Raw genomic sequence first — 17,339 nt, 5'->3', positions numbered from 1 at the left:
CATTAAACCACCCTCCTAAATTGAATACCGAATAAAGCAAAGATTCTGCCAAGGCAGTGTTAGAATAGAAAAAACGTCCCCAATTGCCGGAAACGAAATAATAAGATGTCAGACAGCCAAATTCCTCTTCCTGAACGCATGCGTCCTCATGATTTATCGCAAATTATTGGACAAGATCACCTTCTGGGTGAAGATGCACCGTTACGCCAGATGATTGACCAAGGGCATTTGCCATCGATTATTTTTTGGGGACCTCCGGGTGTAGGTAAAACCACGATTGCATTGTTGTTGGCGCAGGCTGTTGACCGACCATTTATTAGTTTATCTGCGCTCAATACTGGGGTGAAAGAGTTACGTGAAATCATCGCCGATGGTGGAGATTTATTGACACCTGTGGTGTTTATTGATGAAATTCATCGTTTTAATAAGTCACAACAAGATGCATTACTGAATGCAGTTGAAAAGGGCAAAATTACCCTGATTGGTGCAACCACAGAAAACCCTTCATTTGAAGTTAATAATGCCTTATTGTCGCGTTGTCAGGTGTATACCTTAAATGCTCTGGATAATGACGCAATTCAGCGCTTATTGGATCAAGCCATTCAGCAAGATTCGTTTTTAAAAGAGCGTTATATTCAAATCAAAGAATATGAAGCTTTATTTCAATTTGCCGCAGGTGACGCTCGTAAAGCATTAAATCTTTTAGATTTAATCGCCAGTACGTTTGAGCCAGACTTAGAGAATATCATTAACAATGCGGTGGTAGTCAAAGTTGCGCAGCAAAATATTGCACGCTATGACAAATCGGGCGAACAGCATTATGATCTAGTTTCGGCTTTTATTAAGTCGATTCGAGGCAGTGATCCAGATGCCGCTTTGTATTGGATGGCTCGAATGCTCAAAGGTGGTGAAGATCCTGTTTTTATTGCCCGTCGTATGTTGATTGCGGCATCTGAAGATATTGGCAACTCAAATCCAAATGCTTTACTGTTGGCTGGAGAATGTTTCCGATCTGTGCAGGCAATTGGTATGCCTGAATGTCGAATCATTTTGGGGCAATGTGCGGTGTATTTGGCAACCAGTGCTAAAAGTAACAGTACTTATTTGGCCATCAACAAAGCCTTAGATTTGGCAGAAAAAACCTCGAATCTACCTGTGCCACTACATTTGAGAAATGCACCAACCAAATTGATGAAAGAGCAAGGCTATGGCGTGGACTATTTATATCCACATAATTATCCTGAGCATTTTGTCATGCAGGATTATATGCCGCCTGAACTGAAAGGCACTAAGCTGTATGAGTCTGCACGTAATAAACGTGAAGTTGAAGGTGAGCGTTTGCAGCAACGACGTTGGATGCAACAACAACAGCAGTAATAATTTGAATGATCATAATGGGAAGGCGCTTCGGCGCCCTTTTTTATGTCTATTTCATGCAAAAAAAAGCCCAACTCAAGGCGAGTTGGGCTGAAAAAATAGGATGTCTTTGGGGGAGATACATCCTAGAGGGTAGATGGAAAATCTGGTCGGCATACACATTGGAGAAGTATAGATCCTGGTGCTGCCTGATATGTAGCTATCTTAGTGTGAACGTGGGTAAATGTGAAACAGAGGATTTTTATGGTTAACATTTGTTTTTTCGATCATGGATTAATCGAGTAATATTTCATTAAAAAACCGAGCTAAAGAGCTCGGTTTTTATAATCGATGGACGATTTAGATATCAGAAAGGTCGATACCTAAACGTGCAGCAACTTCTTCATAAGCTTCAACTACACCGCCTAAACCTTGACGGAAACGGTCTTTGTCGAGTTTTTTCTTAGTGTCTTTGTCCCATAGACGGCAGCCGTCTGGAGAGAATTCGTCACCTAGTACGATACGGTCGTGGAACACGCCAAATTCAAGTTTAAAGTCAACAAGCAGCATGTTGCCTGCATCGAATAGACCTTTAAGTACTTCGTTTACTTTATAAGTCAATTCTTTCATTTGAGCGAGTTGTTCTGCAGTCGCCCAACCTAATGCAATCGCTTGTGATTCATTCACCATTGGGTCGCCTAACGCATCGTCTTTGAAGAACAATTCGAAAGTTGGCGGAGTAAGTTCTTTACCTTCTTCAACGCCTAAACGACGGCAAAGTGAACCTGCTGCATAGTTACGAATTACGCACTCTACAGGAACCATGGTTAATTTTTTCACTAAAACTTCAGTTGGAGAAAGAAGTTTTTCGAAATGAGTTTCGATACCAGCCGCAGCCAATTTTTCCATGATAAAGGCGTTAAAACGGTTGTTCACCTTACCTTTGCGATCCAGTTGTTCAATTTTTTCACCGTTGAATGCAGAAGCATCGTCACGGAAAACTAGGATGAGGTGGTCAGAACTATCTGTTTCATAAACAGATTTCGCTTTACCAGTATAGAGCAAGGTTTGTTTTAACATGAGGGAACCTTTTTCGAGAAAAAATGCCTAGTACGACTAGGCTGGCCAATTTTGGTAAATCTGAGCTAACAGATCTGCAGCTTTTTCTTTGTCTGCAAAACTGTTATCGGCATTGAACACAGCGATGTTATTGCTTGAACCTACAGAAGAAAGTCTTAAGACATAGGTCTGCTGATCGACCTTGACGGTTACTTCGTAACGGTTTTTGCTCTGACCAACAATGGTATGGTTAAGGCTGCTGAGGGTAGCAAGTGTGTATTGCCAAATTGTAGCAGAATTTCCTTCAACTTTGATCAGTGGATTTTGATTTCCATCCACCAATAGTTGAGGGCGGCTAATATTTGTACTGTCTGTTGAGGAATCTGCGACGACATTATTTTTTTCCGCGGCTGGACGCGGAAGGGCATAGCGATTGCCGCGCTTATTTTCAAGCTTTGGTGCATGCTCAATTGCTAGTGGGTCAACTGATGGAGCAGGATACAAAGGCGTTGCAGGACGAACCATTGACCCTTCAGGGTATTTCAGCGGTTCAACATCTGTGGTTTGTTTATAGTCCAGTGTGCCATTATTAAAGGCAAGTGAACTACAACCGGCTAATGTAAATACTGAAAGTGCCAGGCTAAGTCCTAAACGTAATTGCATGATGTTTGCTCTTCTTTATTTGATAACGCCCGCAGTGATGAGTGCTTCACGAAGCGGAGTACGATATTGTTCTGCAAGGGGTGTTAATGGTAAGCGAATGCCTGTTTCAATCAGGTTCATCTCATGAAGTGCCCATTTCACAGGAATTGGGTTCGATTCGCAAAATAAAATTTGATGTAAATTTGCAACAGTATTGTTTTGTTGCTCGGCTTGGACTGCGTCACCCGCCAAAGCGCTTGCACACACTTCGCTCATTTCTTTTGGCGCCACGTTCGCAGTAACCGAAATGTTGCCTTTAGCACCTAAACCCATTAACTGATAAGCCGTTGCATCATCACCTGAGTACACCACCATATCTTTGCCTTTAAGGCCTTCAATGAGTTCTTGACCACGAGGAACATCGCCAGTGGCGTCTTTAATGCCCACGATTTGTGGAATATCAGCAAGACGGATCACGGTGTCGTTGTGCATGTCTACACCGGTTCGGCCAGGTACATTGTACAAAATTTGAGGTAAATCAACAGCTTCAGCAATCGCTTTGTAGTGTTGATACAGGCCTTCTTGGGTAGGTTTGTTATAGTATGGTGTAACTAATAATGCCGCATCTGCACCTAATTCTTTGGCTTCTTTGGTGAGTTCAATTGCTTCGTGGGTTGAGTTTGCACCTGTGCCGGCAATAATTGGAATGCGTTTGTTCGCCACACGGATGATTTCTTTGATCACCTGAGTGTGTTCGGCCATGCTCAAGGTAGAAGCTTCACCTGTAGTCCCTACAGCAACAATACTGTTAGTGCCTTGCTTTATATGCCACTCAACCAGCTTCTCGAGGCTCTTCCAATCTACGCTGCCATCTTCAAACATTGGGGTGACGATTGCGACAATTGAACCTTGAATGGTCTGAGCTTGCTGAGTCATTTTGAAAAGCTATCCTATTTGTCCATCCGACAAGATGAAATATTGATTTCTGGATGGTTTCGAATTTTGATTTGTAGCATGTTCATTGGGCTATACCCAAATTGAATAATGCTTACGCAAATTATGACTGATCAAACGCATAAGAACAATATGCTTTGGTCAAAGCCATAAAATTCTTTATACAAATCAAACTTAAAACAATCAAGTGTAAAATAGCGGTTTTTTTGCAGCCTGAAAATTGTTCAGCAAGGGCTGAATCTTGAAAATGTGTTATTCAATCGAGAGGGTTGGCATGGTTGATGGGATTGATTAAATCATCAGCAAAAGGTTGATCTATGTGTATTCCGTGCTTTTTAATCAGAATTTAAGATTAAATAACAATGACTAAAGATTTAAAAACTATATCAATTCGCTCGGGTTTTATTACAAATGATTGTTAAAAACTTGGGTAATAATCTTTTTTATATCTAATAGAAATAGACATGTTTTTATGAGTGTTTAAAAAGATCGCTTGATTTGACTGTTCATTGCACGATTCATATTTTTTTATTTTAAATTTTTAATTGTTTTTACGACTTTGTGACTTAAAGCACAAAAACTATTACACCATGCACGTAATCCAATTTTGGACGAAAGGCTTCAACTTATTGGTAGTTATATCCTTTATAAGGCTCAGCGATGATGCGACTTAATTTGAACGCTGATGACAACAAGGATTCTCCAATGGAAAAGTCAGATAACAAGCATGCTATTGTCACGGTAGCAATCTGCTTCCTTATTGCCGTAATCGAAGGTCTGGATATTCAGGCTGCAGGTATTGCAGCAGCAGGGATTCGTGAATATTTCGGGCTGGATAGCTCGCAGCTAGGGGTGTTTTTTAGTGCCGGTATTTTAGGATTATTACCTGGTGCTTTGTTGGGTGGTCGGATTGCAGACCGAATGGGCCGTAAAAAAGTATTAATTTGGTCTACGGGGATGTTCGCCATCTTTACCTTATGTACGGTATGGGTAAATAGCTTCCATAGCTTACTCGCTGTACGTTTTCTTGCAGGTGCAGGTTTAGGTGCAGCAATGCCAATTTTAATTACCTTGGCATCTGAAGCAGTAACGCCACAAAATCGTGGTCGTGCAGTCGGTTTGATGTACTGTGGTATGCCTGTGGGTGCGGCAATCTTGTCATTAGTTGCAATGACGGACTTCGGTGCAAACTGGAAAAATATTTTCTATTTAGGCGGTTTATTACCGATTGTTGTGATTCCATTGATGATTTGGTTCCTGCCCGAATCGCGTGAATTCTTGAAAGCCAAAGATCAAGCGGTTCAAGCGACCGCCAATGGCGAAGTGCAACAAGGTGCTTTCAAAAACCTCTTTAACACAGAAAACCGTTTACGTACTTTCTCAATTTGGGTGAGCTACTTCTTCACCTTGATGGTGGTGTACATCATGTTGAGCTGGTTACCGTCGTTGTTCACCGAACTCGGTTTCACTCGTAAAGATGGTGCAACTGCGCAGTTCTACTTCATGGTGAGTGCAACCATTGGTACGATCATTTTAGGTATGTTGACTGACCGTTGGAAGAAAGCTTATGTGATCATTTTGATGTACGGCGGTATTTTGGCAGGTCTATTTGCGCTGAATGGTGCAGGTTCATTGACCCAAATGTACATGGCGTCAGCTTTAGTCGGTGCATTCGTGATTGGTTGCCAAGGTGTATTGTATGCCTTCGGTGGTATCGTGTATCCAACACAGTTACGTGGTACGGGTGTTGGTGTAGCTTCAGCCGTTGGTCGTGTCGGTGCAATGTTAGGCCCTGCAATTGCGGGTCAGTTATTGGCAGCAGGTTTTGGTGCGGCAGGGGTGATTACCGCGGCAATTCCATGTATCGCAATCTCTGCAATATTTATGTTGTTATTGGTACGTCGTATTCCATCATAAGGAACATGTTATATCAAAAAAAGCCCGCATCATGCGGGCTTTTTTATGGCGACAATAGAAGTCGCACTAATGCTTTAAGCCAAGATAAATAAACGTATTTTATGTAAAAATGCAGCAGAATGAGAAAATAAAAAATCAACGTAGAGGGGCTATGTCAGCAAGAAAACTGATCGCAATTTTTAAAGTTGATCAACGTGAATTCAGTTTGTATCTACATCAATACGAACTGATCTTGGAACTCAAACCTGTATTTCAAAGAAATCGCCAACAGCCGAGAAAAAATGCGTGGTTAGCCTTTGCCGATGAACCTACCCTAGAAGATGTTGCTGAAAATATTAATGCATTTGAGGTCATGCAACAGACACGCAGCCATTTATTAAAATATATCTTTCAACATCAACCGCGATATTTTTATTTTCATGATTCGACTCGGCGAAAAGCCCGTATTTACCCACGCTTTGCACAACGTTTGGTTGAGCATTTGCCCAAGTATCGGTATTGTCAGGAAGGACAGTCATTTTATTTTTACGCACAGGACTGAATACTAAGGCTTTTAAAATATGAGCGAATCAGTAGAGTCGCCGAAAATGCATGACAACGGATGGAGAGATATGCAAAAAAATACAGCGCTGATTGTGGTTGATGTACAAAATGGTTTTACCCCGGGTGGTCAGTTGGCTGTTGCCAATGCCGATCAAATTATTCCAGGGATTAATCAACTGGGGCAATACTTTACGAATATTGTGCTGACTCAAGATTGGCATCCAGCCGACCATATCTCTTTTGCTGAAAATCATCCTGAGCATGCACCTTATGACAGCATAGAGCTGAATTATGGAACGCAAGTATTGTGGCCGACGCATTGTGTACAAGGTACACAGGATGCCGAATTGCATCCTGATTTAAATTTACCAACGGCGCAGCTGATTATCCGTAAAGGTTTTCATCAGCATATCGACAGCTACTCTGCTTTTATGGAAGCGGATCAGAAAACCTCAACAGGTTTAGCGGGCTATTTGCGCGAACGCGGTATTGATACAGTCTTTGTGGTGGGGATCGCCACGGATTTCTGTGTTGCATGGACGGCAATGGATGCACGTAAGCTTGGTTTTGAAACTTTTGTGATTGCTGATTTGACCAAAGGGATCGATTTACAGGGTTCTTTACAGCATGCATGGCAAGACATGTTGGCGAATGGGGTGAAGCGTATTTACCTGAAAGATATTGTGCAGCAGCATGCACAGGCATTATCTTTGGCATGACCCAGTGGGCTCAGTTGAGAAAAGGCACAAGGGTGTGCCTTTTTTTGTCCCTGTTTTTAAATGGAAGATGCCTATGTCGGCTTTCTTAAAATTCACTCAATTTGTGCAGAAAACATTTGCGATTTGGGTGGTGCTGTTTGCAGCGCTCGCCATGTTTTTTCCCGATGTATTTGTTTGGTTAAAAGCATATATCCCATGGATGCTAGGCATCATTATGTTGGGTATGGGCATGACCATGACACTGCAAGATTTTAAAAGTGTATTGCAAAGTCCGAAAGCTGTGATGATCGGGGTTTTGGCACAGTTTATTGTGATGCCGGGATTGGCTTTTTTCTTGTGTAAATTATTACAACTGCCGACAGAAATCGCGATCGGGGTCATTCTTGTCGGTTGCTGTCCGGGTGGAACGGCCTCTAATGTCATCACCTATATGGCAAAAGGTAATACCGCATTATCTGTTGCCTGTACCTCTGTTTCGACATTACTCGCACCGGTTTTAACCCCTGCGATTTTCTATTTGCTGGCAAGCCAATGGATTGAAATTAATGCGGCATCGATGTTGGTTTCAATTTTACAAGTGGTTTTATTTCCGATCATTGTGGGGTTAATGATTCGAACTGTATTTAAGCACCGAGTGGATGCCTATATACAGGTCATGCCATTGGTTTCTGTTGTGGCAATTGTGGCGATTGTGGCGGCAATCATTGCGGGTAGCCGAACACAGATTTTGCAATCAGGTTTACTGATTCTTGGGGTAGTGGCCTTACATAATGGCTTGGGCTATCTATTGGGTTTTTGGGCCAGCCGACTGTTTAAATTGCCCTATGCAGACTGTAAAGCAGTGTCGATTGAAGTCGGGATGCAAAACTCAGGTTTGGGTGTGGCATTGGCGGCGACCCATTTTGCCGCTTCACCTCTGACCGCTGTGCCGAGTGCGATTTTTAGTTTGTGGCACAATATTTCGGGTCCTGCACTGGCAACCTATTGGGCAGCGCGGACGAGTGAGCCCAAAGCATCGGAACAAGACAAGCCTGTGCAATAAACAAAAAACAATTCAGTAAAATAGAGGGCAATGTCCCTCTATTTTTTATGTCGAAAATAAATTTTACGATTTGATGAACACGGCTTTAGGGAATTGCATGCTTTTTTAATTGATTAATGCTATTTGTAACATAAGTGTCATCTCCGCTGCCTAACATGCCGGCAACCACTTTAGATATAGACTGTTTCAAACAGCATTGAGAGGGTATGCAACATTTTCAGCATTCATCAGAGACCTATTATAATCGTGAATTGTCACTTTTAGATTTTAATCGGCGGGTCTTGGCTCAGGCACTCGATTCAAGTTTACCTTTACTTGAACGCTTGAATTTTCTAATCATTTTTTCACGCAATTTAGATGAATTCTTTGAAATCCGCATTGCGGGGCTAATGAAACAACGAGATTTGAATGCGATTGCACGGACGCCAGATGCCATTCCGACTGAAGTGGTCTTAGATGAACTTTCCCAAGTGATTCATGACACGGTTGCAGAGCAATACCAGACCCTCAATCATGCTGTATTGCCTGCATTACAAAGTGAAGGCATTCGCTTTATTCAATTTAAAGATATTTTAGAAAAACATCGGGCGTGGATTAGCCATTATTTTAGTAAAGAAGTTCAACCAGTCTTAACACCAATTAGCTTAGATCCATCGCATCCGTTTCCACGCTTGGTCAATAAAAGCCTCAACTTTATTGTGAGTCTAGAAGGCAAAGATGCCTTTGGTCGTGCCATTGAAATGGCAATTGTGCCTGCGCCACGCTCATTGCCGCGTTTAATCAAAATGCCCGCCGAGGTTGAAGGCAGTGCAGAGACACAAATTTTCCTGACCGCCATTATTCAGCAACACATCAATGACCTATTTCCGGGGATGAAAGCGACGGGCTGTTATGCCTTTCGAGTGACACGCAATGCAGATTTAGTTCTGGCTGAAGATGTGGATGACTTGGCGGTGGCATTAAAAGATGAATTGTCTTCACGGCGTTTTGGTCGGGCAGTTCGCTTAGAAATTGAAGATGATTGTCCGCAAAGCATTATTGATTATTTGTTAGATGAATTTGATTTGAGTGAGCAGGAGCTCTATCGCATTGACGGCCCGATCAATTTATCGCGTCTCAGTACCAGTTTTAATCGACCTGAACTGAAATATCCGTTCTATACACCGATTATTCCTAAAGTTTTTCGTAAACAAACCGCGATTTTTGATGTATTAAAAACACAAGATGTGTTGTTACATCATCCGTTTGACTCCTTTCAACCGGTCATCAACTTATTACGTGAAGCTGCAAAAGACCCTCAGGTATTAGCCATTAAGCAAACGCTCTATCGTAGTGGGCCAGATTCGGACATCGTACAAGTTTTAGCGGAGGCGGCACGCAACGGCAAGGAAGTAACCGCCGTCATCGAACTTCGGGCGCGGTTTGATGAAGAATCCAATATTACCGTGGCCAATATATTGCAAGAAGCTGGGGCTGTCGTGGTGTATGGCATTGTGGGCTATAAAACCCATGCCAAGATGATTTTGATTGTGCGCCGTGAAAATAATCAGCTGTTACGCTACGCCCATTTGGGAACAGGCAATTACCACGCAGGCAATGCGCGGATGTATACCGATTATGGCCTGATGACGACGCATCCCGATATTTGCGAAGATGTGCATCGTATGTTTCAGGAATTGACCGGTATGGGCAAGATGGCAAAGCTGAAAGCCTTACTGCATGCACCCTTTACCCTGCATACTGAATTGCTGAAACTGATTGAACAGGAAATTGTTGCTGCACAAGCGGGAAAATACGCAAGAATTATTGTGAAGGTCAATGCACTCACGGAACCGCAACTGATTGCTGCTTTGTATCGTGCATCGCAAGCAGGGGTATCTGTAGATTTAATTATCCGTTCGATTTGTTGTTTGATTCCTCAGGTCAAAGGGATGTCTGAGAATATTCATGTGAGATCTATCGTTGGACGCTTCTTAGAGCATACTCGAGTGTATTATTTTGAGCATGCAGGCGAAAAACGATTGTACTGTGCCAGTGCTGATTGGATGGGACGTAACTTATTTTCACGGGTCGAAACCTGTTTTCCCATTTTGGAAAGCCGTTTGAAAAAACGCATTATGAAAGATTGTTTACTTAACTATTTGGAAGATAATCAAAATGCATGGGAAATGCAGTCGAATGGGCAATGGGAGAAAGTCGCGGTTGAAGCAGGTACCGAACCGCATAACGCGCAAAAATATTTGATTGCACAGAAAATTTCGACTGTTTAAGACAAAAAATCCCGACTTAAGTCGGGATTTTTGATTTCGCTCAAACCTTTACGAGGCTTTTGACTGTTTGGATTTTAAAATTTCAGTTCTGAAGTTTTGAGCCAATTCAGCGGCATCACTGTCCATCCCATTGAGCATAAATGCATGACGAGTGAGCACATTGGTCGGATTTGGCAAACTGACCAATTGGAAATGATCTGAAATCTCTTTGAGCAAAGTTGTCGGCACATGAATGGCACTTTCTTTAGCAACCAATTGTTGGACTAAACGTTCAGCCGCTTGCACAGAAGACAATTGCATGGCTTCGACAGAGCTTGAAATCGCGCTACGGGTTTGTAAAACGAAACGTTTTTCTTCACGGTAGCGTTTATATAAAACATCTGAAAGCAATTGGAATACTGAGCTGATCATGGTGAGGCAACGCAGCGCATCTGGAGTGTCAGCGGTCATGCTGATGGTTGCGCCATGTTCATCAAACTTATGTACCGTACTGATGTCAGAACTGTTCAATTTATAATGTTGAACACAGAGTTCTGTAGTTTTATTTAAGAAAATTTGGCAGAGATTAAAATACGGCACAGACACGGTTTTGTTGACGCTATCGAGCAGCTGTTTCGGATCATAAAATTGAATATTTAATGCCAAGCTGTTGCTGTCGAGAACCACTGGTTTCATGTCTTTATGCTGTTTTGCTTTGGCTTGCGCATTTTGCTGCGCTTGAGCAATCGCCACAGCGGCATTATGTTTTTCTTGTTCTAAAGCCTGCGCTAGCGTTTGAATTTCATGTTTTAGACGTGATTCATTGTTGATTCGCGCTAAATATTCAGTACGACTAGGGCGAGCAATGGCACGATACGCTAACCACAACAAGCCATGTAGGAATAATGAAAATAGAATCGCGGCCCATTGCGTACGTAAGATTTCACCAATACTTGGTTTAATTAAGGTGATTTCAACCGTTCCGACTTTCTTTTCGTTTTGCAGCGCATCACGAACAAAGATTTCACCGTCACGGGTTTTGGTCAAACCGCCTGTAGCCAAGACTTGATTATTGGCATTTAAGATGCGGATGGAAGCCACGCTCGGGTTGGTTGCATAGCGGTCAGCAAGTAAGGCTAATGATACGGTATTGGCCGGCTCAAGCTCAGATAGGCTGTCTGTAACCAATTGACTGGTCATCAGTTGTCCCTGACTGGCACGGTTTTCGTTCAGTTGGTGGGTTGTTGCCAATACCAATAAAAAGGTATGCAAAGCAAAACAAACTACTAATAGGCTAGCAAATAGCCCTTGTCTAGGCGCATTCAACGTAAACTTCCAAGGCAATTCTATTCAATTTAGATTATGATTCTTACATTAGTTGTAGCTCAGACCCGAGTCAATTCATGCGAGAAATCATTCTTATATCACTTTTAGGACCTGACCAACCTAATCAATTTACACGATTAATGCAGGTTTTGTCCGCACATTCCTTACAGATTTTAGATGTCGGACAAGCAGTCATCCACAATCAGCTGACTTTAGGTATTGTTGTTTCGTCGGAAGACCAGACTGCGACAGCATTAGCCATGAAGGAGATGTTGATTTTAGCACATGATATTGGCTTAACTGTGCGCTTTAAACCAATCTCTACAACAGAATATCAACAATGGGTAAATGAGGGAGGCCGCACACGCTATATCGTTACGGCACTTGCGCCAGAATTACAGGCGTCTCATTTACAGGCAGTTACAAATATTGTGTCGAGCCAAGGCTTCAATATTGAAACTGTGACTCGTTTATCTGGCCGTCCAGAGTTAGATGGATCGAGCGAAGGTCCGCGCCGTGCCTGTGTTCAATTTGGTTTAAAAGGCCAAATGTTGGATGCCACTGCGATGCGTGCAGCATGTTTACGTTTATCTACTGAACTAGGGGTAGATGTTGCCGTTCAAGAAGACAATGCTTACCGTCGTAATCGTCGTTTAGTCTGCTTTGATATGGACTCAACGCTGATTGAGCAAGAAGTGATTGACGAATTGGCGATTGAAGCGGGTGTCGGCGCTCAAGTGGCTGAAATCACTGAACGTGCTATGCAAGGGGAACTCGATTTCCAACAAAGTTTCCGTGCACGTGTGGCACTGCTCAAAGGTATGGATGCTTCGGTATTACCTAAAATTGCAGAACGTCTGACTGTCACAGAAGGTGCGGAACGTCTGATTTCAACGCTGAAATCACTGGGCTATCGCACGGCTATTTTGTCAGGTGGTTTTCAGTATTTTGCCGAATATCTACAAGCAAAACTGGGTATCGATGAAGTCCATGCCAATGTACTGGACGTCCAAGATGGCGCGGTAACCGGTGAAGTGAAAGGCCATATTGTGGATGGTGCCCGCAAAGCCTACTTGTTGACTCAAATCGCTGAAGAAATGGGGATTTCATTAGAACAAGCTATTGCAGTCGGTGATGGTGCGAATGACTTACCTATGTTGTCTTTAGCCGGCTTAGGCGTTGCCTTCCGTGCGAAACCTTTGGTGCGTCAAAATGCTAATCAAGCCATTTCAAGCGTGGGTCTAGATGGTGTTCTTTACCTGCTTGGGGTGCATGATAAAGATTTAAATCGTGCTTAAAAGCATTTAATTCATACTAAAAAACGTAGCCAAAAGGCTGCGTTTTTTATGCCAAGAATTCAGCTCCTCCGATGAGCGGTAGAAGAAAATTGTCGATAAAAACAACGATTAACAGCATTCGAAAAATTAATTTTTTTAGCCTAAAACCAGCTGTTTTTTTTGTAATGACACTCGAAACGAGATGCCATCATTGTTCCAGAAATTCTTTAAAAAGAAAAAATGTAATGACAAAATAATGTTGCGACAAGGTGTGTCGCATTAACAAAAAACGAGACTTTTTTTATGCAAAAAACTCAGCATAATGCTTGCAAGAGATTGAGATCGACCAAATCTATTTACTGAAGATACAGTAGTGAGACGGCTCAGCATCCTGTAAGACAAGAGATGTCAGTTGTCAAATGACGGAGGTTTTTATGTTAACAGCGAATTTAGCAACAATCGTTGGCCTGAGCTTGGTATCGGCGGCTGTGATTGCTGTTTTCTTCTCGCCTTATCGTCGCTGGTTAAGTTTTATGCTGGCGGGGATGCTGGTGTGGGGACTCATTGAAGTGATTCGATTTGGTACACAAACCATGTTCGAATTATCAGTGACTTATAGTTATTTAACGGCATTAATGGCCGCAATGGTGGTATTCACTTTAGTATTGTTACGTGAAGACCGCCGTGCAGAGCGTGCGATGGCAAAGCGCCAATGTATAGAGCACACGCCTGTATATGATGAAGAACAGCAATGTTCGAGCCGATAAGTGCCAGAACAAAATTTCAATGAAAATGCGCCTAAGGGCGCATTTTTTTATGAACGCATTAGTCCGATTTGAGATACAAAGCCTTACTTCTCAAAAGCCAAGTTATGGTAGGATGAAACCAGTCAATTTTCCAACAATTACAATAGGCTTTAAGTCATGAAACTATCATCAATTCCTGTCGTAAAACTACCTTTAGTTGATGTCAGTACGGATCCACTTGATTTACTCGTGGCAGGTTTAGCGCTTCGTATGAAACAGCTTGCACGTACTAGCCCTAAATTCATTGAATTGGTTCATGAACGTCAATTCCGCATTCAAATCGGTACAGATTTGGGTGTTGCACGTCAAATTATTGTAAATAATGGACAGATTGATACTGTTTCAGGCGATGCTGAAAAAGCAGACTTTATTTTGCAATTTGCGGACAGTGAACAGGGCGTGAAAACCCTAATGAAAGGTGACCCAACTGCATTCATGACGGGTATGCAAAATGGCAGTATTAAAATGGAAGGTGATTTTGGGCTTTTGGTTTGGTTTAACCAAGTGGCGAAGTTGATTCCACCTAAACTTCCAAAACCTGTTAAAGAAAAAATCAAAATCGCACGTGCGTTTATTAAAGAAAAAACAGGAAAATAATTTTAATTTTCGTTGAAAATTAACGTTTTTTTGGTAAAAATACCCCCACTTTTTAGGGGGTATTTTTATGAAAAAATTAATTACGTCGAGTTTAATTGCTGCATCACTTACTTTGACAGGTTGTGCAAGTATCATTTCTGGATCGACTCAAACTTTAACCTTTAAGTCAGTTCCTGATGAAGCATCGATTTCAATTACAAATAAAGCGGGGGAAAAGGTACATACAGGTATCACACCTGCAACTGTAACTTTAAAACGCGGTACAGGATATTTTAAACCAGCAGCTTATGAAGTAACGTTCAAAAAAGATGGTTTTCAAACAAAAACTGTGCAGGTAACAGGGACAGTAAATGGTTGGTATGTAGCCAATATTATTTTTGGTGGATTAATTGGTTTATTAATTGTTGATCCAGCTACTGGTGCAATGTATACATTGAATCCCGCTGATGTAAATGCTGTTTTAGACGCAAATCAAACAACAACGTCAAAGAAAAATGATCAGTCATTAACAGTCATGCTTGTGAAAGATATCCCTGTGGAAGTAATGCAACGTGCAAAACTGATTACAACCATTTAAGACCGTATTATTCTAGCTTGTGAAAAGCCCTCTTTTGAGGGCTTTTTTTAATGCTTCAGTTGTTATTCAACTTCTAAATTAAAGGTCACTGGCCCATCATTAACTAAATGCACTTTCATGTCGGCAGCAAAGATACCTGTTTGTACATGGTCATATTGGCGCTTAGTGTAATCGACCAGCTGTTCATACAGTGCTTTGGCATCGCTTGGCGGCATGGCAGGGCCAAAATCAGGGCGCAGGCCTTTTTGCGTTTGTGCCATTAGAGTAAATTGAGACACCAAGAGGATACCGCCGCCAGCTTGACTGACATTCCAGCCCATCTTGCCTTGTTCATCATCAAAAAAACGGTATTTCAAGATCTTATCGATCAGTTTTTTGCCCTTTTCTAAATCGTCAGCTTTACCAAGTCCTAAAAACACTAAAATACCGTGATTGATTTCACCCGTGATCTCACCATCGACCACCACTTTGGCTTCCAAAACACGTTGTAACAAGGCCCGCATAACTTCTTCCGAGTAGAAAATTGAACATAGGGCAGGGATTGTAGCAAAGACAGCGTTCTTTCGAGGCGATGTGTAGAAATTTTTGGGCTCAAACATTTGAAAATGAACTGTATATTTTTTATAAATCTAATAATACGATTGAATTTATAAAAATAATCTGTTTTATCTATTTATTAAATATCAGTATCTTTGCGGAGCAGGAAAGGTATTTAACAGAGAGATTAAGACGATGTTTAAGCGTTCTTTATTGGTTGCGATGTTAGCAACAGCAACAGCGGCGACTCAAGCAGCGCCATTAACCAAAGACAATGGTGCACCAGTAGGCGATAACCAAAACTCGATTACTGCGGGTCCAAATGGTTCAGTTCTACTTCAAGACGTACAATTGGTTCAAAAATTACAACGTTTTGGTCGTGAGCGTATTCCTGAGCGTGTGGTACATGCCCGTGGTACAGGTGCTTATGGTGAATTCGTTGCAACTAAAGATTTATCTGATCTCACCATTGCTTCATTGTTCAAAGCAGGTACTAAGACTCCAGTTTTCTTACGTTTCTCGACTGTAATTCATGGTAAAGGTTCTCCAGAAACTTTACGTGACCCGCACGGTTTTGCGATCAAGTTCTATACACAAGAAGGCAACTGGGACTTAGTGGGTAACCAAACTCCAGTCTTCTTCATCCGTGATGCGATCAAATTCCCAGACTTCATCCATGCCATGAAGCCTAGCCCAATCAACAACGTTCAAGACGCAAACCGCGTATTTGATTTCTTGTCTAGCCAGCCATGGGCAACCAACATGTTGACTTATGTGTATGGTAACCAAGGCGTGCCTACCAGCTACCGCGAACAAGACGGCTTTGGTGTACATGCGTACAAGCTTTATAACGACAAAGGCGAATACAAATACGTTAAATTCAACTTCCGCTCTAAACAAGGCGTGAAAGGTCTGAACGTTAAAGAAGCTGCTGAGCAACAAGGTAAAGATTTTAATCACTTGACTAACGATCTTTATAACAACATCAACGCTGGTAAATTCCCGAAATGGGATCTTTATATCCAAGTGTTAGATCCTAAAGATCTCAACAGCTTTGATTTTGACCCGCTTGATCCAACAAAAATCTGGCCGACGAACCTAGTTCCAGAAACTAAAGTCGGTACGTTAACGCTGAACCGTATGCCGAAAAACTTCTTCCAGGAAACGGAACAAGTGGCATTGGCTCCAGGTAACTTAGTCCCAGGTATCGAGCCATCAGAAGACCGTCTGCTGCAAGGCCGTATCTTCTCTTACTCAGATACACAAATGTACCGTTTAGGTGCGAACCACCAACAAATTCCAGTCAACCGTCCATTAGTTGCTGTAAACAACAACAACCAAGATGGTTACATGAATGTTGGCGGCACTTCATCAAATGTGAACTACGAGCCAAGCCGTATTGAGCCAAAACTAGCGACTGCGAAAGCGCGTGCGGTTGAAACACCGCTTTCTAGCACAGTTCAGCAAAAAGGCGTGAAAGAGCAAAACTTCAAACAGGCGGGTGAGCTTTATCGTTCATACTCTGCGAAAGAGAAAGAAAACTTAATCATGAACTTGGCTGCTGACCTTGGCAACGTGAAAGATTCAGAAACGAAACACATCATGTTGTCTTACTTCTATAAAGCAGATGCAGACTACGGTACACGTATGACTAAAGCAGTAAACGGTAATCTTGCAACTGTAAAAGCTAAAGCAGCACAACTGAAAGACTAATTTCGATCAGTCTGAAGGATTGGTA

At 42.1% G+C, this 17,339-nt stretch carries 16 protein-coding genes; 11 read left to right on the top strand and 5 right to left on the bottom strand.

Features of this window, described 5'->3' with window-relative positions; translation table 11 throughout:
- Positions 1-105 precede the first annotated feature (105 nt).
- Positions 106-1,377 carry a replication-associated recombination protein A gene (locus FTU13_RS09210; protein WP_180127470.1) on the top strand — a complete coding sequence of 424 codons (1,272 nt, stop codon included), beginning with the start codon at positions 106-108 and terminating at the stop codon, positions 1,375-1,377.
- Positions 1,378-1,716: 339 nt separating this feature from the next.
- Here FTU13_RS09210 and purC read toward each other — a convergent pair whose 3' ends face one another.
- The 3 genes from purC to dapA are packed head-to-tail and all read right to left on the bottom strand — an operon-like array spanning position 1,717 to position 3,993.
- Positions 1,717-2,436 (bottom strand): phosphoribosylaminoimidazolesuccinocarboxamide synthase, encoded by a 720-nt coding sequence (gene purC, locus FTU13_RS09205; RefSeq protein WP_078190626.1) that lies wholly within the window; start codon positions 2,434-2,436, stop codon positions 1,717-1,719.
- Between the two features lie 36 nt (positions 2,437-2,472).
- The gene (locus tag FTU13_RS09200) at positions 2,473-3,078 is read right to left on the bottom strand and encodes a lipoprotein-34 precursor (NlpB) (protein ID WP_078193263.1); all 606 of its coding nucleotides are present in this window, start codon (positions 3,076-3,078) and stop codon (positions 2,473-2,475) included.
- Between the two features lie 15 nt (positions 3,079-3,093).
- Positions 3,094-3,993 (bottom strand): 4-hydroxy-tetrahydrodipicolinate synthase, encoded by a 900-nt coding sequence (dapA, locus tag FTU13_RS09195; RefSeq protein WP_078193262.1) that lies wholly within the window; start codon positions 3,991-3,993, stop codon positions 3,094-3,096.
- Positions 3,994-4,716: 723 nt separating this feature from the next.
- On the opposite strand from dapA, the gene mhpT reads away from it, so the two are divergent.
- The 5 genes from mhpT (at position 4,717) to ppk1 (ending at position 10,502) form a co-directional block, all read left to right on the top strand.
- On the top strand, positions 4,717-5,928 hold the full coding sequence (mhpT, locus tag FTU13_RS09190; RefSeq protein WP_078193261.1) for a 3-(3-hydroxy-phenyl)propionate transporter MhpT: 1,212 nt from the start codon (positions 4,717-4,719) through the stop codon (positions 5,926-5,928).
- A 151-nt stretch (positions 5,929-6,079) separates the two neighbouring features.
- Entirely contained in the window at positions 6,080-6,469 is a 390-nt protein-coding gene (locus FTU13_RS09185; RefSeq protein WP_078193260.1) for a hypothetical protein, read from the top strand.
- Between the two features lie 70 nt (positions 6,470-6,539).
- The gene (pncA, locus tag FTU13_RS09180; protein WP_180022346.1) at positions 6,540-7,190 is read left to right on the top strand and encodes a bifunctional nicotinamidase/pyrazinamidase; all 651 of its coding nucleotides are present in this window, start codon (positions 6,540-6,542) and stop codon (positions 7,188-7,190) included.
- Between the two features lie 73 nt (positions 7,191-7,263).
- Complete coding sequence (locus FTU13_RS09175; protein WP_078190620.1) at positions 7,264-8,232, top strand: bile acid:sodium symporter family protein; 969 nt, start codon at positions 7,264-7,266, stop codon at positions 8,230-8,232.
- 206 nt (positions 8,233-8,438) lie between these two features.
- A complete protein-coding gene (ppk1, locus tag FTU13_RS09170) occupies positions 8,439-10,502 on the top strand; it encodes a polyphosphate kinase 1 (protein WP_180127468.1) in 2,064 nt (687 codons plus the stop codon).
- 48 nt (positions 10,503-10,550) lie between these two features.
- Here ppk1 and FTU13_RS09165 read toward each other — a convergent pair whose 3' ends face one another.
- Entirely contained in the window at positions 10,551-11,807 is a 1,257-nt protein-coding gene (locus FTU13_RS09165) for a hypothetical protein (protein ID WP_078190618.1), read from the bottom strand.
- Between the two features lie 77 nt (positions 11,808-11,884).
- Here FTU13_RS09165 and serB point away from each other — a divergent pair, with 77 nt between their 5' ends.
- From serB to FTU13_RS09145, 4 genes are all read left to right on the top strand, one after another.
- The gene (gene serB, locus FTU13_RS09160; protein WP_078190617.1) at positions 11,885-13,105 is read left to right on the top strand and encodes a phosphoserine phosphatase SerB; all 1,221 of its coding nucleotides are present in this window, start codon (positions 11,885-11,887) and stop codon (positions 13,103-13,105) included.
- A gap of 413 nt (positions 13,106-13,518) precedes the next feature.
- Complete coding sequence (gene aciT, locus FTU13_RS09155) at positions 13,519-13,851, top strand: AciT family ciprofloxacin tolerance protein (protein ID WP_078190616.1); 333 nt, start codon at positions 13,519-13,521, stop codon at positions 13,849-13,851.
- 156 nt (positions 13,852-14,007) lie between these two features.
- Positions 14,008-14,487: an SCP2 sterol-binding domain-containing protein gene (locus tag FTU13_RS09150; protein WP_078190615.1), complete on the top strand. Its 480-nt coding sequence runs from the start codon at positions 14,008-14,010 to the stop codon at positions 14,485-14,487.
- A 67-nt stretch (positions 14,488-14,554) separates the two neighbouring features.
- Positions 14,555-15,064: a hypothetical protein gene (locus FTU13_RS09145; protein WP_180127466.1), complete on the top strand. Its 510-nt coding sequence runs from the start codon at positions 14,555-14,557 to the stop codon at positions 15,062-15,064.
- A 62-nt stretch (positions 15,065-15,126) separates the two neighbouring features.
- Here the strand turns inward: FTU13_RS09145 and dtd are convergent, their stop codons facing one another.
- Positions 15,127-15,567 carry a D-aminoacyl-tRNA deacylase gene (dtd, locus tag FTU13_RS09140; protein ID WP_180036027.1) on the bottom strand — a complete coding sequence of 147 codons (441 nt, stop codon included), beginning with the start codon at positions 15,565-15,567 and terminating at the stop codon, positions 15,127-15,129.
- Positions 15,568-15,796: 229 nt separating this feature from the next.
- Between dtd and FTU13_RS09135 the strand changes: the two genes are divergently transcribed.
- Positions 15,797-17,314 (top strand): catalase, encoded by a 1,518-nt coding sequence (locus FTU13_RS09135; protein WP_180127464.1) that lies wholly within the window; start codon positions 15,797-15,799, stop codon positions 17,312-17,314.
- Positions 17,315-17,339: the final 25 nt, after the last annotated feature.

It is taken from the genome of Acinetobacter sp. YH12064 (genome assembly GCF_013419735.1).
Classification (GTDB): domain Bacteria; phylum Pseudomonadota; class Gammaproteobacteria; order Pseudomonadales; family Moraxellaceae; genus Acinetobacter; species Acinetobacter amyesii.
The sequence above is the reverse complement of the archived record's forward strand: the minus strand, read 5'-3'. Positions and strand labels throughout refer to the sequence as shown.